Raw genomic sequence first — 23330 nt, 5'->3', positions numbered from 1 at the left:
TATGTTTCAGTTTATGAAACAGCCGCCTTCTGTCTTGCTGCCCCTCCTGCGTTCTCCCTTCCAGGGAGAGCTCCTGGCATGGCTCTTTTTGCATCCCGACGAAGAGTACGCACAGATTGAGCTGGCGAAGAGGTTCGGTGTTTCGGCTTCGACCGTCACCCGCGAGGTCGATCGTCTCTCCGGGGCGGGCCTGATCATCGAACGAAGAGTGGGCAACTTGCGGATGGTCCGCGCTGACACCGATGTGGTCGTGGCTCGGCCACTCACTGAGTTGCTCGCTCTGACGTATGGGCCGTCGGCCGTTCTCGGCGAGTGGCTGGCCGATGTGGCCGGTGTCGAAGAGGCCTACATCTACGGCTCCTGGGCGGCGCGTTACTCGGGCGAGCCGGGCAGAGTACCGAGGGACGTAGACGTCCTCATCATCGGGGACGTTGATGAAGATGATCTCTATGACGCGGCCAGAGCCGCGGAGCGCCGGCTTGGCAGGGAGGTCAACATGCGCCGGGTGAGCCGTGCCGCCTGGGAGGCTTCAGCCGGCGATCCCTTCCTGGACACGGTCAGGTCCCGGCCATTGGTGCAGCTCAAGATCGATAGGGGGCGTGGTCGGTGACGTGGGAACAGGGGCGCGCCCTCGTTGAGGGCATGCTCTCCCGTGGGGAGGTCGAAAGGGTTGCGGCGAGCCGTGCCCAGGCTGATGAGCTGCTCGACCAGGCTCGGAAGCATATGGCGACGGCTCGACTTGCAATGGAGTCGGATCCGATTGGTGCTTACCAGTTGCTCTATGACGCATCGCGTAAGGCGCTTTGCGCAGTTCTGGAGAACCAAGGTCTACGGGCCGGTAGTCGCGGCGGGCACATTGCGGTATACGAGGCGGTCATCGCACAGCTTGATCCACCGCTTGGCCAGAACTTGCGTCCCTTCGATCGGATGCGGCGACGACGGAACGAAGCGGAATATCCGCGTCTGGGATCTCCACGTTTCAGCGCCGATGATGTCCGGGCAGACATGGTGAAGGTCGAAACGATCGTGGAGATCGCAGCGAAGGTTCTCGACCAGATGCAGCCCTTCTGACATAGACGAGTGCCACTCGGTGGGAAATTTCTGACTGGGCACTGCGCCGCCGCGGGGACTGGCGTGATTTGCCCGGTCGGTCTGACCGCCGGCGAGGCGTGAGCTCTCCGGGTCTCGCCAGTCCTCGATCGCCCGGCTTGCCGGGTTCCTGATCGCGGGCCAGGCGCGACGACTGCCTCCCCGCCCTCGCGAAGATCGAAGCGTTCCTCGATCGGCTGGAGTTCGTCTTCGGCGGTCATGTAGTCGATCACCTCAGAAGTCTGAAATATGCCTTTTGGTCGTCAGGGTCGATTCACCGATGGGTTCAGCAACATCGGAATGCTCGACGGAGTCAATGAGATCGTCGAGAGGATCGGACATGACGTTCCCCAGTGCGCGCCGGGCCGTGCGGTCGCTGGCCGCCGTCGCTGTGATAACGGCGGGCCTGGTCGCGGGCAACGCCAGCGCCCATGCCGAGGACGACCCCCGGGTCGAGCAGGTCCGGCAAGCGATCGCCGCGCTGAAGCCGTTGGTGAAGCAGCCGGTGTGTGACCAGGTACCGGAACCCGGTCGTTGGGTCGACGCCGGAACTCCGGACAAGGGTTCCGACAACGTGTTGATCTCCGCGCACCGGGGAGCCAACAGCCTCGCCCCTGAGAACACCCTCAAGTCGTACGAGTACGCCTTCGCGTACGGGGTCGACATGGTCGAGGTCGACGTCCAGCAGACCAAGGACGGGCGTTTCGTCGCGCTGCACGACTCCACGGTCGACCGTACGACCAACGGCACCGGCAACATCGCGGACCTGACCTACGACGAGGTGCGCGCCCTCAACGCCGCCGACTACGAGCCCTGGAAGGGCGGCGAATACGACCCGGCGCAGATCGCCTCGCTGGATGAGATCCTCGCCCTCGCTCAGCGGGTCGGTCGCGGCGTCGAACTCGACGTCAAGGGATCGGTGACCGAGGAAGGCAAGCTCGCCGAACTGGTGGGCAAGTACGGCCTGATCGAGGAGTCGATCTGGAACTCGGGCGACCCGCGGATCCTGGTCGCCGAGCCCGGCGCCCGGATCATCTACAACCGCGACTCGTGGGAGCCCGGCTTCTTGATCTACGAGATCGGGCAGGTCGCCAAGGTCTTCGGTTCCACGCTGGCCGAGTACTCGCCCGAGTCCATCGCCGCGGCCCATGACTCGTGCGCGGTCGTCATGCCGCACGCGTACGACGCCGGCCCCGACCAGGAAGTGGCCCAGTTCCAGCTCGCCCGTTCGATGGGCGCCGACGGAGTCCAGACCAACCAGCCCGACCTCATCGTGGCGGCGGCCGGAGAGGCGGTCGACTCCAAGCTTGTCGTGCACCGTCATGAGAAGGCCCATGGCGACGAGGTGTGCCTGGTCAACGCCGAGAACGGCCTCGGGTTCCCCGGCAAGACGGTGCACCTGGCCAAGGGCAAGGGCAAGAAGTCGATCGACCTGACCACTGGTTATGACGGCTGTGCCACAGTGCCCGGCGTGAACTGGCGCGGCTCGTCGGTGTCGTTCGCCGGCGACGGCGCCGTACACGCGTCGAGCGGGCGGCTTGCGGCCGGCAATCGCTGACTCGGCTTGAGGGGCGGGGTGTGTTCACCTGCATGGTGTGCGCGCCCCGCGCCTTCATCACCACACAGGACCCCTGCTATTGGGGACGGACACGCACATCCTTGAGCGCGCTCCGCACGAAGTCCTCGTCGCCTGAGGCGGCCAGGTAGAAGCCGCCGCGGCAGACGCTCCCCGCGACGGGATGGCGTGAGTCGAGGACGACGCGCGTCTTGCTCGCCCGTTCGCAGCCGGGGATCGGGGCCAGCACCAGCATCCGGCGGCTCAGCCCCCCGAGCCACAGCTGTGGCCCGACGAGCACGCCCTCACGGGTCTGACCCGGTCGCGAGAGCCGTACCGGGCCGTCGGCCGAGAGGGTGAGGAAACCGTCCGGGGTGAGCCTGCCGTGCAGGTTCTCCGCCCAGGCCACCCGTTGTTCGAAGGTCATCCCGGCGGACGTGTCCTGCAGGGCGATCCGCCAGTCGCCGAAGGCGAAGAGCAGGACCGAACCGGCGGTGTCCACCCCCAACGGCCCGGGCCACACCGTGACGTTTCCGGTGAGACGGCGGATCATCGGGCGCCCGGAGGCGGTCTCGGCCTCGCCGTACAGCGGGGCGGTGAGGGAGCGGAACTCGCCCTCCTTCCCGTCTCCACCGAGAGTGCCGCTCACGTGCGGCCGCACCCCCAGCGAGGACAGGTTCAGATCGGTGGGGTAGGTGATCGCCGCGCGAGACCCGTCGGGGAAGGCGACCCGCATCGTCCTCGTGTCCCCCTGACCGGTCGCCGCCGGATAGACGGCGTTGGGCGTCACGCTGATCGCGTTGCGCAGGGGTACGGGGGTGACGATCGGGACGGGACGGCTCGTGTCCCGGTCGGCGAGGATCCCGATGAGCGGCAATGCCAGGAGGGCGACCAGCACCAGCGTTCCGACCCAGCGGGGCCCGCGGGGGTTCTGCTCGACGATGTCCACACGGCCGGTGGCCATTGGCCTTCCTTTGTCGTACGGCTGTCGCACCAAGTTCAGACCAACGTCCGCCGCCCGCGCAAGCCCGCGTGGTCCTTTGCGAACCGCCTCGTACCGGAGCGAACGGCCATCGATACGCTGCGGACGTGACCCTGATCGGCCGTCGCGGCGTCCTCGCCGCGGTGGAACAGCTGCTCGACCGGGCCGCGGCCGGGCTCGGCGGACATCTCATCGTCACGGGACCGCCGGGAGCCGGCAAGACGGCGCTGGTCGGCGCCGCCGCGGAGCTGGCCGAGGCGAGAGGGATCGCGGTGGTCCGCGTGGCTGGCACGGGTCTCGGCTCCGGTCCGCCGATCTCGGCGCAGTTGCTGGGCGAAATCGAAGGTCGGCCTCCGCATGAAGAGCCGCGGCTGCTCCTGATCGACGACGTCGACCGGGCAGGCACTGCGGCCGTCGAGTTCCTCTCCCTGCTCGCCTCGCGCCTCGCCTCGGGCGCGACCGTGCTGCTCGCGACGGCTGAGGATCCCCTCGGATTGACGCCGGAGATCCGGCTGCGCGGCCTGACGGAGCCGGAGCTGGCAACGCTTACACCGGACCTGGCCCCCGATGCCGTCCATGCGGTGTGGCTGGCATCGGGCGGGCTGCCCGGAGCCGCCATCGGACTCGCAGGTGAGCTGGCCGATCTCGACCCTGCGGCCGACGCGGTGATCCACCTGGCACTGGCTGCGCCGTCGCGGACCCAGTTCCTCGACCTTGACGCCGGCCTGATCCGCCTGTTGGAGGCGGCGGCGGAACGCCCGTCGCCGCCCGCCGTCCGGGCCCGGGTGCTGGCCCGGCTCGCCCGTGAATCACTGGGCGACCCGTCGGGCGGCGCGCGCAGACGCGAGCTGGTCGACGAAGCGGTCGCCCTGGCCCGGACGGCCGGTGATCCCGGCACGATCGCCGAGGTCCTCGACTCCCGGCTGCACGCGTTGTGGGATCCGGCGGCCGCCCATGAACGCCTGACCACCGCGTCGGAGATCGTCGAGCAGGCGCGGCGGGCCTCCGACGCTCTGGCCGAACGGCGGGGCCTGTTCTGGCGCTTCGTCGCTCTGGCCGAACTGGGTGAGCTGGGACCCGCTGAGGCGGCGCTCACCACGTACGCCCGGGCCGCCGAACTGGCCGGAGACGCCGAGGCCGCGGTGGTGGTGCTTGCGCGCCAGGCGATGCTGGCGACGGTTCGCGGCCGGTTCGACATGGCCGGGGAACTCGCGGCCGAGGTCGCCGTGCGTGGACGGCGGGCGGGGCTGAGCGACACCGACCGCCTCGTCGGGTCGCTGCGCGCCGCCCTCGCCGCGATGCGGGGCGAGTTCGAGTCGCTCGTCGATCCCTGGCAGAACATCGCCCGGCGGCTGCCCGGCCATTTCTTCGAGGCGACCGCGGCCAGGTCACTGGCCGAGTCCGGGCGCGACGTCGAGGCGGGTCTCGAGCTGGAGCGGCTGCTGCCGTCCGTGCTCGCCGGGTCCGGGCCGCGCTGGCTGGGGGTCGTGGCCGACCTGGCGATCGTGGCGTCGCGGATCGGGGACGCGACGGCCGCGCAGGCCCTGTACGACGCACTGCTTCCCTACCAGGGACGTCTGGTCGTCTGGGGCGGTGCCAACACGATCACCGGGCCGGTGGACGACTACCTGGGACGGCTGGCCCTGCGGCTGGGCCGGCCGGACCAGGCCGTCTCCCATCTGGACGACGCGGCGGCGCTGGAACAACGGATCGGAGCGCTGCCCTGGCTCGCGTGGACCCTGGTGGCCCGGGCGCGGGCACTGTCCACACGCGACGGTGAGGGCGACAGGACACGGTCCGGTGAGGATCTCGACCGCGCCCGTTCGACGGCGAAGCGTCTCGGCATGGCGGGGCTCGTCGCGAGGCTCGCCCCCTCGCCCGACGAGTGGCGTCTGGTCCGCGAGGGCGACGACTGGCGTCTCGACGCCGGGGCCGAGCGGGTGCGCCTGCGGGACAGCCGTGGGATGCGGTACCTCCGGTCGTTGCTGGCCGCTCCCGGCCAGGAGATCGCGGCGCTGGATCTCGTGGCGGGAGGCGCGGGACTGCGGGTGCCCGATGGCGGTCCGGTTCTCGACGAGGCCGCCCGTACGGCCTATCGGAGCCGATTGAGGGTGCTCGACGAGCAGTTCGACACGGCCGACCGGGCCGGTGACGTCGAGCGGGCCTCGGCCGTCCAAGCGGAACGGACCGCCCTGCTGGCCGAGTTGCGGCGGGCCACCGGTCTCGGTGGCCGGCCGCGGGCACAGGCCCCCGAAGCCGAACGCGCCCGCGTCAACGCGACCCGTGCGTTGTGGGCGACCGTCAAACGAGTGGAGTCGGCCGCACCACTGGCCGGGGCCCACCTGCGCGCCTCGCTGCACACCGGCCGGTTCTTCCGGTATCAGTCCGCGCCGGGCGGCCCGGCCCGCTGGAACGTGTGACCCCCGCCACGTACAGGTTGTGCACACCGGAGTTACGCCTCCCCGATGCAATCTCGGGGATGGGAGTAGAACATGCGTTTCGGTGGTCTTTCCGCGGACAGCCGCGGCACGGCCGATGACCGGCCACCGCTGGTCTTCCTGCACGGTCTCTCGTACGACCGGCGCCAGTGGGGACCGGTCCTGAACGAGCTGGCGACCGTCGAGGGGGACCGGCGGGCGCTGGCCCTCGACCTGCCCGGGCACGGAGGTTCGCCGCGGCGTGACTCCTACCGGCTCGACGAGGTCGTGGGGGTCCTGCACCAGGCGGTGACCGAGGCCGGGCTCGACGCGCCGATCGTCGTCGGGCACTCGCTCGGCGGCGTGCTGGCGACGATCTACGCCGCGACGTATCCGGCCCGGGGCGTCGTCAACGTGGACCAACCCCTGCTCGTGGGCGGCTTCGGAGAGGTGCTGCGCAGGGCAGAGCCGGTGTTGCGGAGCCCGGCGTACGGGGAGGTCTGGAACTCCATGCTCGCCAGGATGCACATCGACCTGCTGCCGCCGGAGGCGCGGGAACTCGTCCGTACGGCCACGACCCCGCGGCAGGACCTCCTCCTCGGGTACTGGCACGAGGTCATGACCGAGTCCGCCGCCGACCTCGGTGAACGCCGGGCGCGCGACCTGGAGGTCATCCACTCGCGCGGCATCGCGTACGACTACGTGACGGGCGGCGAACCGGACCCGGCGTACCGTCATTGGCTGGAGTCGGCCCTGCCCGACGTCGCCGTCACCGTTCTCCCGGGCAGTGGTCACTTCCCGCACCTCGCCCATCCGGCCGAATTCACCAGGATCCTCACCGGGTGACCCCGGTCCCTGCCGCCGAGACCGCCGGGAACTTCGGCGGCCTCGTGTCACCTCGGTTCGATCTGCTACGTCATAGTCATGACGGCACGCGACGGGCGAGGGTGATCATGGCGGAGCAGGACTGGCTGGCCGAGCGGTTCGACGAGCACCGGGCGCATCTGCGCTCGGTCGCGTATCGGATGCTCGGCTCGCTGCACGAGGCGGAGGACGCGGTGCAGGAGTCCTGGCTTCGGCTCAGCCGCTCCGACACCGGCGACGTGGCGAACCTGGGCGGCTGGCTGACCACGGTGACCGGCCGGATCTGCCTGGACATGCTGCGGGCGCGCGGCTCGCGGCGCGAGCGACCGCTGGATGTCCACGTCCCGGATCCGATCGTGAGCCCGGCGGACGGCGTCGACCCCGAGCAGGAGGCGTTGCTCGCCGAGTCGGTGGGGCTCGCGCTGTACGTGGTCCTGGAGACCCTCACTCCCGCCGAGCGACTGGCCTTCGTGCTGCACGACATGTTCGCCGTGCCGTTCAACGACATCGCGGCGATGCTCGGCCGGTCGCCGGACGCCACCAAGCAGCTGGCGAGCCGTGCCCGTGCCCGGATCCGGGCGGGCGGGCCGTCGCCTGACGCCGATCTGGCGCGACAGCAGGAAGCGGTCCAGGCGTTCTACGACGCCGCACGCCACGGGGACTTCGACGCGCTCGTCGCGCTGCTGGACCCGCAGGCCGCGATGCACTCGGACGGCGGCGCCGCGCACCCCAAGATCACCGGGGTGACCCGGGGAGCGGCGGCGATAGCGGGCCGGGCGCTGATGTTCGCCAATCCGGACGCGACGGTCCACCCGGTCCTGGTCAACGGCGCCGCGGGCGCGGTCGTCACCGTGGACGGCCGCCCCGTCTCGGTCATGGGATTCACCGTCACGGGCGGCGTGATCGTCGCGATCGACGTGCTGGCCGACGTCGACCGGCTGGGACGGCTCGACCTGTCCTGGCTCGCGAGCTGATCGGCGGGCGGCCGGATCGGGGACCGGACCGCCCCCGGCCGCGCCATCGGGGCGTGGACGAGTCGAGGAGGCGGCGCACGTCCGCCCGTTCGCCTGATCGAGGGCTCACATCCTGCTCGCCGGGGGCATAGGGTTTCGCCCGGCGGCGGAGATCGCATTCCCCTTGGAGGCGTGGAGATGGCCCAGATCAGAGACCTCTACCTCACGGCGGCCGCGTCGGCGGCCGAACTGCTCGCCTCTCCCCAGGTGGCGAGTTCGTGGCACGATCCGAGCGCCTTGGCCAAGCTCAGCGTCCAGGGCCTCGCCGGCCATCTGGCCGGGCAGATCTTCTTCATCCCCAAGGTGCTCGCCGAGCCGGTGCCCACCGAGGAGGTCATCCCGATCCACGAGTACTACGCGCGGGTGAGCTGGATCGGATCCGATGTCGACGACCCGTTCAACGTGCTCATCCGCACCAGCGGCGAACAGGACGCGAAGGACGGTCCCGCCGCGCTGGCGGCTCAGGTGGCGGCCACCGTCCAGGAGTTGCGCACCGTGCTGCCGTCCGCGCCGTCGCGGCCGGTACGGCGGCCCAGGTGGGGGGACTGGTCGATCAGCCTGGACGACTTCGTGGCGAGCCGGATGCTCGAGGTGGTCGTCCACAGCGACGACCTGGCCCACAGCGTGGGGATGCCGACGCCCGAACTGCCCGCCGAGGTCGTCGAGACCGTCGTCGACATCCTGACCCGCATCGCGCTGCGCCGCCACGGCGCGACCAACGTGCTGCGCGCTCTCAGCCGCGCCGAGCGCGCGCCCGCCTCGATCTCCGCGCTGTAGCCCTCTCACACAGGGCTCTCGTCTCCGCAGCCGGACGAGGCTTTCAGCCCGTGGGCAACGCCTCGAAGTAGTCCTTCATCGAGGGGTAGTAGTCGGCGAAGTCGGGCTGGGGGGAGCCTTCGCGGGCGGCCATCAGCATGTCGAGGTAGTACTCCCAGCCCGGGCCGATTTCGCCGATGCCGTCCTCGCCGGCCAGGTGGTGCACGAGCCGCAGCTCCGTCGAGCCGTCCGCCTCGGACAGCGTCAGCTCCAACCGCCAGTTCCCCGACTCGTCGGTCATCGACAGAGCCAGCCGCCGTGGGGGCTCGCAGGCGTCGATCCGCATCTCACACCACGGCGCCTGCTCCTCGTACGCCATCTGCACCTTGATGGTCCGGCCTGGAGCGGCCTCGCCCTCCCACGGCCCGAACCAGCGGGCGGTCCGGTCGGATTCGGTGACACTGGCCCACACGTCCTCGGCGGATGCGCGGAACGTACGGCTGAGGAGGAGATCGCTGCCGGTGTCGGTCCGAAGCAACCGGCCGGTGGGCGTGAGACTCATGCGGTGTCCTTCCTTCCAAGGTCCTTTTTCAGGGCCGCCGTCCCGCGTTCGCGGCGGGTTCGGTAGACCTCTGTCTCGAGCGCGTCGAGGCGGTGCTCCCACCCGGAGGGCCGCGTGAACTGGGCGATCCACTCGGCGAGTTCGGTGAGCCGTTCGGCGTCGAGCACGTAGAACCGCTGCCTGCCGACGAGTTCGTCGTGGACCAGTCCGCTCTCCCTGAGCACGCGAAGGTGCCGGCTCACGGCGGGTCTGCTGACGGCGAAGCGCCCGGCGATCCGCCCTGCCGGCAGCCGCCCGTTCCGGAGCATCAGCAGGATCTCGCGCCGTACGGGATCCGCGATCGCCGCCGCCACCTCGTCCATGGAGAAAGCGTAACTTACCAGTTACGCTTTTGCGAGGCCCGTGCCGTCGCGAGCTGGAGCGGCTGCGTGGAGCCGAGAAGTGCTGGCACAGTAAGAGATCGCTCGATCTGCGCTGTTCGAGAGGGTTTGATGGGCATCGACATCATTGACATACGGCCGCTCGCGGGACGGGTCTGGCTCGTTCCCGGCGACCCGGATCCAGAGAACGTTCGAGGCAGCGTCGCCGTCGTCGCCGACGACGCGGGGAGCGTGGTCGTCGACGCCGGGCAGAGTCCCGCGCACGCCCGTGAGATCCAGTACGCCATGGACGCGGCGGGGTTGCCCCCGGCCAGATGGCTGGTCTACACGCATCACCATTGGGATCACGTCTGGGGCGCGTGCGCCTGGCCCGATGTGGAGATCATCGGCCACGTCGCCGGCCAGGACGTCCTTCAGCGTGAGGCGGCCCGGCCGTGGAGCCACCGCTACCTGCGCGACGAGGTCCGTGCGAACCCGCGCCTGGGGCCGAGCTTCCGCGCCCGAGCCCTGGCGATGGACACCTGGGACGGTTTCACCGTCCTGCCGCCGCATCGCGTCTTCACCGACGAGCTGACCCTTCCCACCGGTGTACGGCTGCGCCATGTCGGCGGCGCGCACGCGCCCGACTCGACGGTCGTGCTCGTCCCCGACTCGTCCGTCGCGCTGCTTGGCGACTGCTACTACCCGCCGCCGGCGCATCTGCGTGCCCCCGATGACGCACCCGACCTGACGATGGTGGCGGGTCTCGTCCGTGACGAGTACAGCTGGTACGTCGACAGCCACAGCGAGCCCTGGACTCTGGAGCAGGCGCGGTCGTTCGAGGCCTGACGTCTTCACGCGCGAACGCCTCGCGCCACCGCCCCCGAGGGGGTGGCGCGAGACGTTCTCTCGTCGGGACGGTCAGAACGGCCAGCCGGCCGACCTGCCCGCCTCGAGCAGCGGGATCAGCCGGAACGACGCGTCGGAGAACCCGCCGAACTCGTGCCGGTTCCCCCGGCCGGTCGGCATCGCCGCCGCGCGGTACCCCTGCAGGTTGAAGCCGTACAGAGGCACGTGCGCCGGAACCGCGTCGGTGACGCCGCCCGAATAGTGGCCGCTCATGGTCTGCATGTCCGACAGGATCACCGCCCGGTCGTGGCCCTTCCACGAGCGCCGCAGCGCGTCGGCGATCTGCGTGCCGTGGCCGACCTCGCCGATCCGCCCGCAGAACCGGTCGATCTCGCGCAGCACCGAGGCACCACGCCGGATCTCGTGGCGGAACGTCCCGTCGGCGAACCCGACGAGGTCGACCTGGTCGCCGCGTGCGGCGAGCGTCACGCCTAACAGTGCGGCGGCCTGGGCCGGCGTGACCGTCGACCGTGCCGAGATCGTCCCGGACGTCATGGACGCCGAGGTGTCCACCAGCACCAGGGTCCGGCCCGTGAAGGACGGAACGTTCCCGGTGGCGAGCGTCAGCGCCTTGTCCAGCGCATGGCCCCACCGCAGCGACGGCGCGTTGAGGTACGCCGAGTAGAACCGGAACGGCAGCTGCCGCGACCTGGAGACCTCGTCCGGGTCGGACAGCTTGGCCGCGATCTGCCCGGCGAGCTCGTCGCTGACGCCGGCCTCGTCGAAGTTCCTGAGGTTGCGAATGAGGCTCATGTACCCCATCGACGGGATCACCGTCGACCAGGCCTGCGCGTCCATCGGGCCCTGCAGCCACCCGGCGAGCGCCTCCCACGTCATGCCCGCGGCGCGAAGCCGCCCGGGGTCGGCGGCCATGACCGTGCGCCGCTCGTCCACCGGCAGAGCCAGCAGTTCGGCACGCAGGCGCACCATCCCCAGAGACTCCGGGATCGGCTTGTCACGGCCGTGACGGCGATCGAGCGCGTGCGCGAACAGGTCGCCCTGCCTGTATTTGTCCTCGGCAGGGGCGGGGTGGACGAGGTCGATCATGTCGCCGAAGCGGAAGCCGTGGGTCGCGCTGTCGTATTTCGCCAGCGACCGCTCGGTGTACAGGCGTCGCACGGCGTCGGCGACGCCGCGCTTGACCGGCTTCGGTATCGCCCGGCCGTACCGGGACATCCAGTAGGCGACGGCCTCGCCCGGCTCGTCGGCGCGCTGGAGCACGGACCCGACCAGCTCGCGGTTACCGCCCTGAAGGCCGGCGGTGAGCCGGGCCCTCACCGCCTCGAGTGCGGCGACGACGGGCGCGGACCGCATGTTGGCCTCGCCGCGCAGCCACGGCAGGAAGCGGCTCATCCAGTCGAGGTCCTCGACGGCGACCTGGTGGACGAGCGCGCGGAACCGCTCGTCGCGGTCGCCGGCCTTCTCGTAGAAAGTGCTCTCACCGACCATGTTGGAGACGGCGAGGAGGAAGAGCTCACCCTTCGCGTCACGGATGTACCCGGGCGCGCCCTCGTGAGTGCGGACGCTGGGGGTGGCCTCGGTCGTGACCGGGCTGGAGACGGCCGGGCGGGCGGCGGTCGTGTTGAACTTCGACATGGAGACGGGCCCCTTCCTACGTGTGGGAGGAGCCCGCGTTCAGAATGATCGTGCCCGAGATCGAGGTCGGCGACGGAACCGAAGTGCTCTGGCCGCCTGAGCTACAGGGCCGAAACCCCGGCAGGACTCGAACCTGCGACCACTCGATCCCGAATCGAAGTATCCGTCGCCTGCGCACCGGGCACATTCTGAAGTCGTTTTCCTCCCGAGATAAAAGCCGGCGGCGGTGTGCGGATATCGAAACCGCCACCCGAAGGTGTTCAGCCAATGAAGTAACCGCCGCCATCGCACCGGGAGACGCATATGAAGTTGTGCCTCCCCGAGATCAGAGGTGGTACCGGACCGGTTTCTTTTGGAGAGAAGTATCCGGGACCTTCGCACCGGGGAGGTGCATGTCACGTTGTGTTCCCCCCGAGGTCAAGGCGGCGACGGTCGTAGCGTCCTAGGCCACTGGACGACACCGGCCTGGGCCGGCGGCGGGATTCGAACCCGCGTTGCCGCTTTTGCAGAGCGAAGTAACCGTTGCCTGCGCACCGGGAGGTACAAGATCAGACGGTATCCGGTGTGATATTCGGTGCGCATTCTGTTTTTTCTGCGACCGGCGCATTACAGGCGGCAGCCGGACCGGGCGTGTCACGGCTCAGACGGGGGTACGGAGAATCCGGCGATTCATGTTTCCGTCGTTTCCGGGGTGATGCTCCCGAGGTCACCGGTTGGTAGTGTCACGTGCTGACAGGACCTGTTCCGTTCGCTCGCGGTCGGCGTGGACACCCTGTTCTCCCGCCGCGTGCACGACAATGACGAGCCCCGAGTCGTCAGGATGCCCGCGATGCTGAAAGCCGGTCGGCCACAGGAGGAGATGCGCCGGCACAACCTCGGCGCCCTGCTCCGGCAGGTGCATCTGGGCGGCCCGATCTCCCGTGCGGAGCTGGCCGAGCGGATGGGTCTGAACCGCAGCACCATCATGGCGTTGACGGCCGAGCTCACCTCGGCGGGTCTGGTGCGAGAAGAGCTTCCCAAGGAGAACGGCAAGGCGGGCCGCCCGTCGCTGGTGGTCCGGCCGGAATCTGAGCGGGTGTACGTCCTGGCCTTCGATGTCAGGGTGGACCGGCTGGTCGCCGCCAGGGTCGGGCTGGGCGGCACGATCCTCGACCGCAGAGAGGCCGTCCGGGCCCGCGCGGGGGCCGACCTCGACGACGTGGTCGGGGTGCTCGCCGAGTTCGGCCGTCAGATGGACGGCGGCGCCAGTCCCGGCTCGGTGTGCGTCGGGGTGGGCGCGGCCTACTGCGGCATGATCCGGCCTGGTGACGGGACGGTGCGGTTCGGGCCGAACATGGGCTGGGTGGACCAGGCCTTCGGCGCCGAGCTCGGGGTCAGGCTGGGGCTCGGGCTGCCGGTGTCGGTGGGCAACGAGGCCCACCTGGGCGCGCTGGCCGAGCACGAACGCGGGGTGGGCATCGGCCATCGGAACCTGGTCTACCTGCACGGAGACGTCGGCGTCGGCGGCGGGATCATCGTCGGCGGCAAACTGCTGGACGGCGACGGCGGTTACGGCTGCGAACTCGGGCACATGATCGTGAACCCGTATGACGGTCGGCCGTGCGGGTGCGGGTCGCGAGGCTGCCTTGAGGCGGAGGTAGGGGAGCAGGCCCTGTTCGACGCCGCCGGCCGGTCCGGACTGATGGGCCGGGAAGGGGTCCGGGCCGTGGTGGACGCCGCGGAGGGCGGAGACGTCGTGGCGCGTGAGGCGCTGCACCGTATCGGAGACTGGCTGGGCATCGGGGTGGCGAACCTGATCAACCTCTTTAATCCCGGCCTGGTGATCTTCGGGGGGATGTTGCGGGAGATCTACCGAGGCTCGGCGGCCCAGATCCACGACCGGGTGGCGGCCAACGTGTTGGTGATCTCCCGGGAGAGGGTGCGACTGCGCACCGCGGCTCTCGGCGACGACGCCACCCTGGTCGGCGGGGCCGAACTCGCCTTCTCCAAGGTGCTCGCCAACCCGCTGGAGGTGCTCGCCGAGGCCACGGCGGACCCGGTCGCCGGCGAGCGGGAGGCGCTCACCCGCACGACGTCGTGATCCCGGAGAGCGGGCCGGTCAGGCTCTGCCGTACCAGGTCACGGTGGCGCCGTTGGAGAAGGACCGCGTGCGTGACGGGGTGAAGTGCGTAGGCCGGAAGGCTCCGGAGAAGGCGGAGATTCCGCCGCCCGCGACGACGGGGTAGCTCTTGACGATCAGCTCGTCGATCTCCGGGAGCACCGAGCCGGCCAGCTTCCCGCCCCCGCACAGCCAGATGTCCAAGCCGTCCTCCTTCTTCAGCCGCTGGACGAGCGCGACGGGGTCGCCGCCGACCAGTTCGACGTCCGGATCCGCGATCTCCGGTGTCGAGGTGGAGACGACGTACTGCCTCAGGTGCCCGTAGGGGCTGGTGACGCCGACGTCGAGCCCGGGCTGGTACGTGCCCCTTCCCATCACCACGGTGTCGAAATGACCGTTGGGCGCATCGAGGCCGATCTGGGATCGGACGGGGCCGAAAACGGTCTCCGGATACTCGGCGGTGATCCACGCGGTCATGTCGTCCGGCAGCGGATAGAAGTCGAACTCCCCGCCGGGTCCGGCGATGTAGCCGTCGATGCTCACGCCGATGTAGTAGACAAGCTTTCGCATTTGATGAATTCCATTCGTAGTACTCTGGCTGTAGTGGTCTGAACGTAGTACTACAAGTGGAGTGGTGTCAATGCGGCAGAACCAGGCGAGGCGGATGGCGTTGCTCGACGCGGCCATCGACGTGCTGGCGCGTGAAGGGGCGCGCGGCCTGACCTTCCGCGCCGTGGACGCCCAGGCGGAGGTGCCCGGCGGCACCACGTCCAATTACTTCGCCAGCAGGGACGATCTGCTCACCCAGGCGGGCTCGCGCATCTACGAGCACATGCAGCCGGACGTCGCGACCATGGCCAAGAGCCTGGAGGGCCCGCGCGACCGCGAACGGGTGGCCGGGCTCATGCACGATCTGGTCGACCGGATCGGCGCCTACAGCGTCGGCTATCTCGCCCTGCTGGAGTTGCGTCTGGAGGCGACGCGCCGCCCCGGTCTTCGGGCCGTCCTCACGGAACAGGTCAAGGCGATCATCGGCGCCAACGTCGAGTACCACGTGGGGACGGGGCTGCCCGGGGACGCCAAGACAGTCGAACTGCTCTATCTGGCCATCAACTGGCTGATCGTTGAGCGGCTCACGCTGCCTGGCGTGTTCACCGAGGATCGGATGCGTCAGCTGGTGGACGGCGCGGTCGAACGCATCGTCCCTGCGGCGGAGGGCTGACCGCGCGCGAGCCGTGCGCGCTCACCCCGCGAGGAGTGTGACCGTCCCGAGGTGCGTTCACCTGCCTTCGGTGAGTCTCCTGAAGACCTCGTACGCGTTGCGCTCGACCCGGTTGGACAGGAGCTTTCCGTCCTCGCGGACGGCCCAGACAGCCGTGCCGGTCATCTCGATGGGTTCGCCGGCGGGTTCCGTACCGAAGACGCCGTTGTTCCTGCCGGTGATCCGCCACATCGAGGCCACGCGCGAGCCGTCGTGGTTCTCGAAGGATTCGACGATTTCGAAGTCCATGTCGTCGATCTTGGAGCCGAACTCCCGCGCCCATTGCTTGAAGGCCTCGCGGGACTCGATCCGCGTGCCGCCGGTGATGAGAACGAAGTCCTCGACGACGAGATCGTCGATGGCGTCGTAGTTCTGCGGAGGCTGCCAGACCTGCGCCCAGAACGCGTGGACCAGGTCGACGCTCGAGCGTCTCGTCATCTCCCGACTCCCCGAAGTCAGATGCTGCGATGGGTGCTGACGGCGGCCCGGCGTTGGGCGAGCGTCGGTGCGAGGGCGGCGTCGACAGCGAGCGGGTCCCGTGTGTTGAGTTCCCGCAACGCGCGGCGGTCAGGCAGCTGGGTGTCGATGTCGACGTGGCGGGCCTCCAGGCCGGCCATGATCTCGGCGGCCACCTCGCCGGCGGGACGGAGTCCGTACCCCAGGTCCGGGCCGGCCTGGGACGAGGCCATCATCGGTGTGTCCACCGGGCCGGGGTAGACCGTGGCCACGTGGACGCCCTCTCCGATCAGTTCGCGGCGCAGGGCTTCGTCGAATCGGGTGAGCCCGGCCTTGGTCGCCGCGTAGGGGGCGTAGTAGGGGAGGCCGACCAGAGCGGAGGCCGAGGCGATGCCGACCAGGGCGGCGTTTCCGTGCCGGGCTCCTGCTGCGCGCAGGTGCGGCAGCGCCGCCTTGGCCGCGAGTATGGGCGCGACGAGGTTGAGCTTGATCATGGCGTGGATGTCGGCCGCGTCGATGTCCTCGAGCGCCCCCGCCCGCACGTTTCCCGCGTTGTTGACAAGGATGTCGAGTCCGCCGAGCACGGCGACGGTCTCCGCGATCAGGCGTTCGGGCTCCCCGTCGGCGGCGAGGTCGGCGGTGATCGTGTGCGCGGTGCCGCCACGCTGGGCGACCAGCGCCGCGGTCTCGGCCAGGGGTCCGGGCCGCCTGCCCGCCAAGGCGAGCACACCCTGGCGGGAGGCCAGTTCCAGGGCCAGGGCGCGGCCGATTCCGCTGCCCGCACCTGTGATGAGGGTGCGGCGAGCTTGCAGATCGAGGTGAGAGTCGCTCATCGAAGGGACCTTTCGAGATCGAGACAGAGCGCGAAGACCGCTGGTTGGCGCGGGATCGCTGGACGTGGCCGCCGGGGGTGTCGTCATCTTTGACACCCTTGTCATGTTTGACAGGCTTGCATAGTTTGACAGTCATGTCAAAGATGATTAGGGTCGCCGCATGGTCGGGCAACGTCAGTTCGATGAGAGGCGGGCTCTGGAGAGCGCCCGCGACGTCTTCTGGAACAAGGGTTACGGCGCTACCTCGATGCAGGACCTCGCGACCGCCTCAGGCGTTCTGCGCGGGTCGCTCTACAACGCCTACGGCGACAAGGAGGCGTTGTTCCTGCGTGTCTACGCGGACTACGCCGACGTGTTCCTGGCCGAGACCGCCGAGGCGCTCGCCCATCCGAGGGTCGACCAGGCCCTCCGCGACTTCTTCGACTTCACGATCACGTCCATGACGACGGGGGTACCCACCCGCGGATGTCTGACCACGAAGACGGCGATCGACACGAAGGCCGACGGTGAACGCATCCGTGCCGCGATTCGTGGTCTGCTCGACGACATGGAGCGGTTGCTGGAGCAGCGGCTGTCCACTGACGAGGCCCGCCCCCGCCTCGCCATCCCCCCGGCGGAGGCGGCCCGGGTCCTGATCACCATGACCCGGGGGATCGTCGTCATGGAGCGCGTCTACCAGGACGCTCAGCGCCTCAGGGCCACGGCCGCCTCGCTGATCGACGCCCTGGTCCCACCAGACCAGACGCGCTGACCCTCCGGCCGGAGGGCTCAGGAGGACCAGCGATCCCGCAGTTCGGCGATTCCTGGGCCGGACAGTTGCGGCAGGGCGGCCTTGCGGCCGGTCAACGACAGCAGGATCGCGGACATGGGACCTTCGACGCGATGGCCCTGTCCTGCGGACCAGGAGCAGTCGGTCGCCGCGAACTCGAACCCGGCCAGCTTCCGCCGGGCCTGGAAGGGGCGTCCCATCGTCCAGACGCGGGTTGCGGCCGCCGCCCCGGCCCGCACCGGCATGGGCCGATCCCGTCCGAGCGGGACCGCGATGTCCTGTCCGTGGACGAGGACGTCGATGAGCGGTTCGAGGTGGGTGATGCCGGGGGCCTTCTTGCGCGAGCCGACCATGCCGCGCAGCCGGTCGGCATGGTGTCCGACAGGTGTTCCCGCCTGCCGTACGGCACTGTCGTGGATCATGCGGTTGAAGTTCCCGCGAGCAAGCAGCAGCCAATATGCCGCCTCGAGCGCACCCGTCTGGGCGAGTGCCAGGTGGGCCGCGACGTCGCGCACCCGCCAGCCGGCGCACAGGGACGTGGTCGCCCATTCCTGCTCGGACAGGTCGTCGAGGAGGTCCGCGAGGCTTGCCCGCTCGTGGTCGATCGTCTGCCACACCTCGTCGCGGTTCATCCCGGCTCCCAGTTCAAACTGGTACGATGATGGAACCATATTGGTTCGATAATCTGTCTATTGTCAAGGAGGCCGGGTGAGCGAGGACTCGCCTGTACGCGGGCCCAACCTCGGCCTGCTCTGCTTCTTCCCCTACCGCGCCATGGAGGCCAGGGTCATGGACGCCCTGGCCGAGGCCGGGTACGACGACATCACCCTGGCGCAGAGCCGGGTGTTCCAGCGGGTCGGCCCGAACGGCACGCGGGTGACCGACCTGGCCGAGCAGGCCAGGATCAGCAAGCAGACGGCCACCTTCCTGGTGGACCAGCTCGAACGGGCCGGATACGTGGAACGGGTGCCCGACCCCGTCGACGCCCGGGCCCGCCTGGTGCGGATCGCCGCGCGCGGCGAGGCGTGCGTCGCCATCGCGCGGGTGGTCGAGTCCGAAGTCGAAGCCGAGTGGACACGGCACCTCGGCAAACGGGACGCCGACCACCTACGCCGCGCGCTCACCCGCCTCCGTGAGGTCACCGACCCCTACGGATGACGGGCCGGCCATTCGTTTCAGGACGACAGCAGGCCGGGCAGGTCGGCCACGCCGGGCAGCAGGTGGGTGTGCCGCTCGGCGCCCAGGCCGGTGGCGTCCAGCTTCCCCGTGAGCACGCCGACGACGTAGCCGGCGCCCGCGTTGGTCCCGGCCTGCAGGTCGCGGATGGTGTCCCCCGCGACGAGAACCCGCGCGACGTCGTGAACGCCGGTGGCCTCCATCGCACGGAAGATCATGTAAGGGGCGGGACGGCCGGCCGGGACGTCGTCCACGCACACCACGGCGTCGACCACGTCGTGTTCCCAGCCGAGGGTGTGCAGCAGGGACTCGGTCACCTCGCGGTCGAACCCGGTCGTCAGCGCCACCTTGGTCCCGGCCGCGCGGATGCGGCTGAGCGCCTCGGGGACGCCGGGCAGCGGCACCGGCGGCCGGTCGCGGTAGGACTTGTCGAGCCGGGCACGGAAGTCGGCGAACGCGGCGTCGACCGTCTCCGGCTCGACTTCGCGGCCGAAGTGCTCCTCGAGCAGATGCTGGATCGCCTCGCGCTTGCCCGCGCCCATCCAGCGCTGGATGTCCGCCTCGGAGGGCTCGCCTCCCGCCGCGATGACGGCTTCGGCCAGCGCTTCGTAGACGGCGCCGTATTCCTCGATCGTCGTGCCGGCCATGTCCAGGACCATCAGTTCGATGGGCATGAGTTCCTCACTTGGGGTGTGTCTGGTTGTTGTCGGCGGGGGTCGGCCGCCAGGCGCGCGCGACCGAGGGATGCGCCTGTTCGGCGTTCTCGATCGTGAAGGTGACGACGTCCGGCCGGTAGCGGTCGTCGGAGTACTCGTACGGCTCGCCGGACGCGCTGCCGGCACGCCGCCGTTCCCGCAGGAGCGGCGCGCCCTCGGGGACCTCCAGGAGGGAGGCGTCCGTCGGGTCGGCGGCGACCGCGTCGAACACGTGCCGGGCGACGCTGAGGTCGACCCCTCGTTCCGCCAGGTACGCGTAGATCGAGCTGGAGTCCGGATCGAAGGCGACGTCGAAAAGCAGGCGGCCCACGGATTCCACGAAGGTCGTCCGCTCGATCATGGTGGGCCGCCCGTCCAGCAGGCGTAGCCGTACCAGGTCGACGACGGGATCGCCCTCGTCGATCGCCAGCGCGTCGGCCACCTCCTGGCGTGCGGGCCTGCGCGCGATCTCCAGAGTGCGCTGGCCGGGTGTGCGGCCCAGGCTGTGGGCCCAGCGGGAGAAGGACAGCAGGGTCTCGAACGGCTGCGGGACCCGGCTCGTCCGCACGACCGGCGGACGGCCTCGGCCGCCGCCGATGAGCCCCTCGGCGCGCAGCGCGCTGAGCGCCTGGCGCACCGGCCCGCGCGAGGCCGCCCACTGCTCGCACAGCTGCGACTCGGACGGCAGCGCGGCTCCGACGGGCAGGTCGCCACGGGCGATGCGGCGGCGCAGATCGTCGGCGATGCGCTGATAGAGAGGCTCGTCCACGGACTTGACTATACAGACGGTCCAGGTCGGCACAAGTGGCAGGAGAGGGAGCCCATCCTTTGTGATCAGGTGAAATGAATCCCGAGGGAACATCCTTCGACGATTGCGGGCGGCCTGTTGACGAACGTTCGATCCTGAGCGAGGCTACTTGTCATGACAAGTGCTCCCATGCTCACCGGCTCCACCGACCGTGCCGACGTGGTCATCGTCGGAGCCGGGATCGTCGGTCTCGCACACGCCGTCGAGGCCGTCCGCAGAGGTTGCTCCGTGGTGGTGGTCGAGCGCGACGATCGGGCCGTCGGAGCGTCGGTGCGCAACTTCGGGCACGGGTGCTTCACCGCGCAGGGAGGCCGGACGCTCGAGTACGCCATGGCCGCCCGTTCGGCCTGGATCAGGCTGGCGAAGGAAGCGGGCTTCTGGCTGCGCGAGAGCGGAACGGTCGTGGTGGCCCGCGCCGAGGACGAGCTGGCCGTGCTTGAGGAGCTCCGCGAGTCCCGCGGCGACCAGGTGGAGATGCTCGACCGGGCCGACGTCGAAGCCCGGCTGCCCATCGGCGCGGACGTCATCGGGGGCGCCTGGCTCCCGCTGGACGTCCGGGTCGATCCCCGCGAGGCCGTCCACATGATCGCGGCCTGGCTGGGCACCCAGGGCGTCCGCTTCCGGTGGGCCACGACCGCCCTGGCGATCGAGCCGGGTCTCATCCGCACCAGCCGCGGTGACGTCGCCGCGGATCACATCGTCGTGGCCGTCGGGCACGACGTGGACCGCCACTTCCCCGGCCTCGCCGACCAGGCCGGTGTCGTCCGGTGCGCCCTGCAGATGTTGCGGGTGGCGGCTCCCGGCGATCGGGTCATCGACCCGGCCGTCCTCAGTGGTTTCTCCCTGCTGCGATACGGGGGGTTCGAGGAGTGCCCGTCGTTGTCGGCGGTCCGGACGCGTCTCGCCGCCGACCACCCCGATCTGGTGGCCGCCGGGCTGAACCTCATGTTCACCCAGCGCCCGGACGGCGACCTGACCATCGGGGACACGCACACCTACGGCCGCACGGTCGACCCCTTCAGCATGGAGTCCCTCGACGAGGCCATCCTGGAGCAGATCGCGTCCCTGCTCGGTTGCGGGCCGCTGACCGTCCGCGAGCGGTGGCAGGGGGTCTACGCCTCGTCGCCTGACCGTGACTTCCTCATCGAGGCGCCCGCTCCCGGCGTCCGGGTCGTCTCCGTCACCTCCGGCGTCGGCATGACCACCGCCCTCGGACTCGCGCAGGACGTCCTCGGCGGGTTGCTCGGCTGATCCCGCGAGAGGGCGCCGCGCCTGCCGGCCGCGTGAACGCCGCGGTCAGCGAGGTACGGCTGCCTGCAGGAGCCGGGCGGGCAGGTAGGGGGAGACGACCCGGATGGTCCAGCCCCGGCGCCGGGCATGGCAGGTCAAGGCCAGGATGTCGAGGTTGATCGCGGCATCGGAGTCGTCCGCGCGGTCGGCGACCGCGTAGTGGTCGCGATGAGCGGTGAGGGCGTCGAGAAGGGCCAGGTTGAAGCTCTCCTCGTCGCCCTCGACCAGCTGGGAGAACAGGACGGCGGGCGGGGGGAAGAACCCCCAGTTCTTCGCCTTTTCGCTGTCGGCCAGCGCCTGATCCGTCGCGGGCTCGGGCTCGGCGCCACGCAGGTAGTCGTGGAGGGCCCGGCGATATGAGGCGAAGGCGGAGCCGTCCTCCCGGAGGGCGCCGGAGCCGGCGAGCACGAGCGGGGCGAGGTCCTCGCGAACACCCGTGATCAGGGCGAGGTTCGTGGCCGTGTGCCAGTGGCCGGGCCCGACGTCACTCCCGTTGTACGCGGGGTAGGTGAGCGTGCGGCCGTCGATCGTCACCTCGACGTCGGTGCCGGGTTCGGCGCGGGTGATGCGGAAGAGCGCGGCACCCAACTGGGAGGCGAGGCGCAGGTTCTCCATCTGCAGGTCGGTGACGTCGGCGGACAGCGAGGCGCGGGCCTTGAAGAGGAGATCCTGGTGGTTCAGCGCGCTCTTCAGTCTCCACGCGTCCAGCGACCTTCCTTCCGGCGGCGTGAAGGCCTCCCTGGTGTACTGCTCGAACAGGGCCTCGCTCTCCGGATGCAGGTGCTGGGGATGCTCGGGCCGCTCGAACACCACTGGCCCGGCGGCCAGTTCGGCGACCGCTCCCGGACGCCGGTCGCGGCCGTACCCCTGGACCCGTGGCCCCGTGGTCTCGAACCCGGTCACCAACGCGCGCGGCAGATAGCCGGTGTCGATCGGCGGCTGCCAGCCCTCACGGCGGTAGGCGAGAGCGGTCAAGGCGAGCGGGAGGAGCGGAAGCAGGGACTCGGGGGTGGCGGCCGAGCCGGCGAGGGCGCTGTGCCGGATCAGCAGCGTCTCCAGATCGGTGCGAAAGGCCTCCAGGTCGCCGGTGGTCATGGCGCGCAGGGCGTGGAGCGCGGTGCTCTGCGGGTGGTCGAGGAGGCCTTCGCCGATCTCGTCGTCCAGGGCGCGGATCCGGGCGAGTGCGGCGTCGAGCGCCGCAAGCTTCTGCCCACTGGGCGGCGGGTGTTCCGCGGTGTCTCCCGTGTCCCCGATGACGTACGCCATGAGGCCGTTGATGAGCTCGACGGCGGGACGCCCTGCTCCGCCCTCCTGTGGCGTCTTGCGGGCGAAGTGGAACGCCTCCCCGTGCAAGTCGGTCTTGCCGCACAGGACGGCCAGGCAGAAGGCGTCGATCCACTCGTGCGCGCTGACGGATTCCCGTTTGCCCTCGGACTCGGGCTCGTAGGTGACCCCGAAGTTCACGTAGTCGAGGAAGACCGAGAAGCGGTCGTGGGAGTGGTACGCGGCGTACTGCACGGCACCCGCGGCGGCCTCGGCGGCGTTCTCGAGGACCGCCTTGGCCTCGGCGGTGTCGAGGTCGGGCGTCTCCACCGAAAGCGCGCCCAGATAATTCAGGAACGCCTCCGAGATCAGCTGCCACTCGTAGCCGGTCATCGGGCCGGCCTTCGACATCGAGCGGACCTGCGAACCGATCCGGTTGGTGAAGTCCTCGCGGGCCGCCGAGACCGCGGCCTCGCTCACCCGGTGCCGCTCTATCCGCACTGACCCGCTCCCCATGTAGGCGCCGTCTCCCCGGCCGCGAATTCCGGATGCGGATGGTGTGCCGGGGGATGAGAAGTG

Annotated in this window: 24 protein-coding genes and 2 tRNA genes; 13 read left to right on the top strand and 13 right to left on the bottom strand. The window is 69.9% G+C overall.

What is annotated here, in order from left to right; genetic code table 11:
- The first annotated feature begins 13 nt into the window (after positions 1-13).
- From Pph01_RS14555 to Pph01_RS14545, 3 genes are all read left to right on the top strand, one after another.
- Entirely contained in the window at positions 14-610 is a 597-nt protein-coding gene (locus Pph01_RS14555; RefSeq protein ID WP_204073613.1) for a helix-turn-helix domain-containing protein, read from the top strand.
- Entirely contained in the window at positions 607-1071 is a 465-nt protein-coding gene (locus Pph01_RS14550) for a hypothetical protein (protein WP_204073612.1), read from the top strand. The genes Pph01_RS14555 and Pph01_RS14550 overlap by 4 nt, the downstream gene beginning before the upstream one ends.
- A gap of 358 nt (positions 1072-1429) precedes the next feature.
- A complete protein-coding gene (locus tag Pph01_RS14545; RefSeq protein ID WP_204073611.1) occupies positions 1430-2647 on the top strand; it encodes a glycerophosphodiester phosphodiesterase in 1218 nt (405 codons plus the stop codon).
- A 76-nt stretch (positions 2648-2723) separates the two neighbouring features.
- On the opposite strand, the gene Pph01_RS14540 is transcribed toward Pph01_RS14545, so the two are convergent.
- A complete protein-coding gene (locus Pph01_RS14540) occupies positions 2724-3608 on the bottom strand; it encodes a hypothetical protein (protein ID WP_204073610.1) in 885 nt (294 codons plus the stop codon).
- Between the two features lie 125 nt (positions 3609-3733).
- Here Pph01_RS14540 and Pph01_RS14535 point away from each other — a divergent pair, with 125 nt between their 5' ends.
- The 4 genes from Pph01_RS14535 (at position 3734) to Pph01_RS14520 (ending at position 8697) form a co-directional block, all read left to right on the top strand.
- Positions 3734-6046 (top strand): AAA family ATPase, encoded by a 2313-nt coding sequence (locus Pph01_RS14535; protein ID WP_204073609.1) that lies wholly within the window; start codon positions 3734-3736, stop codon positions 6044-6046.
- A 72-nt stretch (positions 6047-6118) separates the two neighbouring features.
- A complete protein-coding gene (locus tag Pph01_RS14530) occupies positions 6119-6889 on the top strand; it encodes an alpha/beta fold hydrolase (protein WP_204073608.1) in 771 nt (256 codons plus the stop codon).
- Entirely contained in the window at positions 6886-7881 is a 996-nt protein-coding gene (locus Pph01_RS14525) for a sigma-70 family RNA polymerase sigma factor (RefSeq protein WP_308441893.1), read from the top strand. Before Pph01_RS14530 ends, Pph01_RS14525 begins: the two co-directional genes overlap by 4 nt.
- Before the next feature lie 177 nt (positions 7882-8058).
- On the top strand, positions 8059-8697 hold the full coding sequence (locus Pph01_RS14520) for a maleylpyruvate isomerase N-terminal domain-containing protein (RefSeq protein ID WP_204073607.1): 639 nt from the start codon (positions 8059-8061) through the stop codon (positions 8695-8697).
- Positions 8698-8740: 43 nt separating this feature from the next.
- Here Pph01_RS14520 and Pph01_RS14515 read toward each other — a convergent pair whose 3' ends face one another.
- Together Pph01_RS14515 and Pph01_RS14510 are read right to left on the bottom strand one after the other, a co-directional pair.
- Positions 8741-9238 (bottom strand): SRPBCC family protein, encoded by a 498-nt coding sequence (locus Pph01_RS14515; RefSeq protein WP_204073606.1) that lies wholly within the window; start codon positions 9236-9238, stop codon positions 8741-8743.
- A complete protein-coding gene (locus Pph01_RS14510) occupies positions 9235-9600 on the bottom strand; it encodes a metalloregulator ArsR/SmtB family transcription factor (RefSeq protein ID WP_204073605.1) in 366 nt (121 codons plus the stop codon). Before Pph01_RS14510 ends, Pph01_RS14515 begins: the two co-directional genes overlap by 4 nt.
- Positions 9601-9729: 129 nt before the next feature.
- On the opposite strand from Pph01_RS14510, the gene Pph01_RS14505 reads away from it, so the two are divergent.
- On the top strand, positions 9730-10446 hold the full coding sequence (locus tag Pph01_RS14505) for an MBL fold metallo-hydrolase (protein ID WP_204073604.1): 717 nt from the start codon (positions 9730-9732) through the stop codon (positions 10444-10446).
- Positions 10447-10518: 72 nt separating this feature from the next.
- Here the strand turns inward: Pph01_RS14505 and Pph01_RS14500 are convergent, their stop codons facing one another.
- The 3 genes from Pph01_RS14500 to Pph01_RS14490 all read right to left on the bottom strand — a co-directional run bounded on the left by Pph01_RS14500 (position 10519) and on the right by Pph01_RS14490 (position 12639).
- Entirely contained in the window at positions 10519-12102 is a 1584-nt protein-coding gene (locus tag Pph01_RS14500; RefSeq protein WP_204073603.1) for a TROVE domain-containing protein, read from the bottom strand.
- A gap of 112 nt (positions 12103-12214) precedes the next feature.
- Positions 12215-12285 (bottom strand) — tRNA-Ser (locus Pph01_RS14495).
- A gap of 283 nt (positions 12286-12568) precedes the next feature.
- Positions 12569-12639, bottom strand: a tRNA-Cys gene (locus Pph01_RS14490).
- A 292-nt stretch (positions 12640-12931) separates the two neighbouring features.
- Between Pph01_RS14490 and Pph01_RS14485 the strand changes: the two genes are divergently transcribed.
- Positions 12932-14182 carry an ROK family transcriptional regulator gene (locus Pph01_RS14485; RefSeq protein ID WP_204073602.1) on the top strand — a complete coding sequence of 417 codons (1251 nt, stop codon included), beginning with the start codon at positions 12932-12934 and terminating at the stop codon, positions 14180-14182.
- An 18-nt stretch (positions 14183-14200) separates the two neighbouring features.
- Here Pph01_RS14485 and Pph01_RS14480 read toward each other — a convergent pair whose 3' ends face one another.
- Positions 14201-14770 carry a dihydrofolate reductase family protein gene (locus tag Pph01_RS14480; RefSeq protein WP_204073601.1) on the bottom strand — a complete coding sequence of 190 codons (570 nt, stop codon included), beginning with the start codon at positions 14768-14770 and terminating at the stop codon, positions 14201-14203.
- 70 nt (positions 14771-14840) lie between these two features.
- Here Pph01_RS14480 and Pph01_RS14475 point away from each other — a divergent pair, with 70 nt between their 5' ends.
- Positions 14841-15422, top strand: a complete 582-nt coding sequence (locus Pph01_RS14475; RefSeq protein WP_204073600.1) for a TetR/AcrR family transcriptional regulator — start codon at positions 14841-14843, stop codon at positions 15420-15422.
- Between the two features lie 57 nt (positions 15423-15479).
- On the opposite strand, the gene Pph01_RS14470 is transcribed toward Pph01_RS14475, so the two are convergent.
- Positions 15480-15899: an ester cyclase gene (locus Pph01_RS14470; protein ID WP_204073599.1), complete on the bottom strand. Its 420-nt coding sequence runs from the start codon at positions 15897-15899 to the stop codon at positions 15480-15482.
- A 17-nt stretch (positions 15900-15916) separates the two neighbouring features.
- The gene (locus Pph01_RS14465; protein ID WP_204073598.1) at positions 15917-16750 is read right to left on the bottom strand and encodes an SDR family NAD(P)-dependent oxidoreductase; all 834 of its coding nucleotides are present in this window, start codon (positions 16748-16750) and stop codon (positions 15917-15919) included.
- Between the two features lie 160 nt (positions 16751-16910).
- On the opposite strand from Pph01_RS14465, the gene Pph01_RS14460 reads away from it, so the two are divergent.
- Positions 16911-17501 carry a TetR/AcrR family transcriptional regulator gene (locus tag Pph01_RS14460; RefSeq protein ID WP_204073597.1) on the top strand — a complete coding sequence of 197 codons (591 nt, stop codon included), beginning with the start codon at positions 16911-16913 and terminating at the stop codon, positions 17499-17501.
- Between the two features lie 17 nt (positions 17502-17518).
- Here Pph01_RS14460 and Pph01_RS14455 read toward each other — a convergent pair whose 3' ends face one another.
- Positions 17519-18151 (bottom strand): maleylpyruvate isomerase family mycothiol-dependent enzyme, encoded by a 633-nt coding sequence (locus Pph01_RS14455; RefSeq protein ID WP_204073596.1) that lies wholly within the window; start codon positions 18149-18151, stop codon positions 17519-17521.
- Positions 18152-18227: 76 nt separating this feature from the next.
- On the opposite strand from Pph01_RS14455, the gene Pph01_RS14450 reads away from it, so the two are divergent.
- Positions 18228-18677 carry a MarR family winged helix-turn-helix transcriptional regulator gene (locus Pph01_RS14450; protein WP_239116693.1) on the top strand — a complete coding sequence of 150 codons (450 nt, stop codon included), beginning with the start codon at positions 18228-18230 and terminating at the stop codon, positions 18675-18677.
- A gap of 17 nt (positions 18678-18694) precedes the next feature.
- On the opposite strand, the gene Pph01_RS14445 is transcribed toward Pph01_RS14450, so the two are convergent.
- Entirely contained in the window at positions 18695-19369 is a 675-nt protein-coding gene (locus Pph01_RS14445) for a phosphonatase-like hydrolase (protein WP_204073595.1), read from the bottom strand.
- A 7-nt stretch (positions 19370-19376) separates the two neighbouring features.
- Positions 19377-20159, bottom strand: a complete 783-nt coding sequence (locus Pph01_RS14440; RefSeq protein ID WP_204073594.1) for a GntR family transcriptional regulator — start codon at positions 20157-20159, stop codon at positions 19377-19379.
- A 153-nt stretch (positions 20160-20312) separates the two neighbouring features.
- Here Pph01_RS14440 and Pph01_RS14435 point away from each other — a divergent pair, with 153 nt between their 5' ends.
- Positions 20313-21449, top strand: a complete 1137-nt coding sequence (locus Pph01_RS14435) for a TIGR03364 family FAD-dependent oxidoreductase (RefSeq protein WP_204073593.1) — start codon at positions 20313-20315, stop codon at positions 21447-21449.
- A gap of 45 nt (positions 21450-21494) precedes the next feature.
- Here the strand turns inward: Pph01_RS14435 and Pph01_RS14430 are convergent, their stop codons facing one another.
- On the bottom strand, positions 21495-23252 hold the full coding sequence (locus Pph01_RS14430; protein WP_204073592.1) for an immunity 49 family protein: 1758 nt from the start codon (positions 23250-23252) through the stop codon (positions 21495-21497).
- Positions 23253-23330 lie beyond the last annotated feature (78 nt).

The sequence above is a fragment of the Planotetraspora phitsanulokensis genome, assembly GCF_016863295.1.
Lineage (GTDB): Bacteria > Actinomycetota > Actinomycetes > Streptosporangiales > Streptosporangiaceae > Planotetraspora > Planotetraspora phitsanulokensis.
This window is presented reverse-complemented; position numbering and strand designations above follow the sequence as displayed.

Excerpts from the sequence above, each read along its gene's own strand:
- Pph01_RS14545 (WP_204073611.1), top strand. The coding sequence starts at position 1,430 with ATGACGTTCCCCAGTGCGCGCCGGGCCGTGCGGTCGCTGGCCGCCGTC.
- Pph01_RS14475 (WP_204073600.1), top strand. The coding sequence starts at position 14,841 with ATGCGGCAGAACCAGGCGAGGCGGATGGCGTTGCTCGACGCGGCCATC.
- Pph01_RS14455 (WP_204073596.1), bottom strand. The coding sequence starts at position 18,151 with ATGAACCGCGACGAGGTGTGGCAGACGATCGACCACGAGCGGGCAAGC.
- Pph01_RS14500 (WP_204073603.1), bottom strand. The coding sequence starts at position 12,102 with ATGTCGAAGTTCAACACGACCGCCGCCCGCCCGGCCGTCTCCAGCCCG.
- Pph01_RS14530 (WP_204073608.1), top strand. The coding sequence starts at position 6,119 with ATGCGTTTCGGTGGTCTTTCCGCGGACAGCCGCGGCACGGCCGATGAC.
- Pph01_RS14480 (WP_204073601.1), bottom strand. The coding sequence starts at position 14,770 with ATGCGAAAGCTTGTCTACTACATCGGCGTGAGCATCGACGGCTACATC.
- Pph01_RS14435 (WP_204073593.1), top strand. The coding sequence starts at position 20,313 with ATGACAAGTGCTCCCATGCTCACCGGCTCCACCGACCGTGCCGACGTG.
- Pph01_RS14515 (WP_204073606.1), bottom strand. The coding sequence starts at position 9,238 with ATGAGTCTCACGCCCACCGGCCGGTTGCTTCGGACCGACACCGGCAGC.
- Pph01_RS14465 (WP_204073598.1), bottom strand. The coding sequence starts at position 16,750 with ATGAGCGACTCTCACCTCGATCTGCAAGCTCGCCGCACCCTCATCACA.
- Pph01_RS14445 (WP_204073595.1), bottom strand. The coding sequence starts at position 19,369 with ATGCCCATCGAACTGATGGTCCTGGACATGGCCGGCACGACGATCGAG.
- Pph01_RS14520 (WP_204073607.1), top strand. The coding sequence starts at position 8,059 with ATGGCCCAGATCAGAGACCTCTACCTCACGGCGGCCGCGTCGGCGGCC.
- Pph01_RS14510 (WP_204073605.1), bottom strand. The coding sequence starts at position 9,600 with ATGGACGAGGTGGCGGCGGCGATCGCGGATCCCGTACGGCGCGAGATC.
- Pph01_RS14470 (WP_204073599.1), bottom strand. The coding sequence starts at position 15,899 with ATGACGAGACGCTCGAGCGTCGACCTGGTCCACGCGTTCTGGGCGCAG.
- Pph01_RS14505 (WP_204073604.1), top strand. The coding sequence starts at position 9,730 with ATGGGCATCGACATCATTGACATACGGCCGCTCGCGGGACGGGTCTGG.
- Pph01_RS14555 (WP_204073613.1), top strand. The coding sequence starts at position 14 with ATGAAACAGCCGCCTTCTGTCTTGCTGCCCCTCCTGCGTTCTCCCTTC.
- Pph01_RS14485 (WP_204073602.1), top strand. The coding sequence starts at position 12,932 with ATGCTGAAAGCCGGTCGGCCACAGGAGGAGATGCGCCGGCACAACCTC.
- Pph01_RS14540 (WP_204073610.1), bottom strand. The coding sequence starts at position 3,608 with ATGGCCACCGGCCGTGTGGACATCGTCGAGCAGAACCCCCGCGGGCCC.
- Pph01_RS14460 (WP_204073597.1), top strand. The coding sequence starts at position 16,911 with ATGGTCGGGCAACGTCAGTTCGATGAGAGGCGGGCTCTGGAGAGCGCC.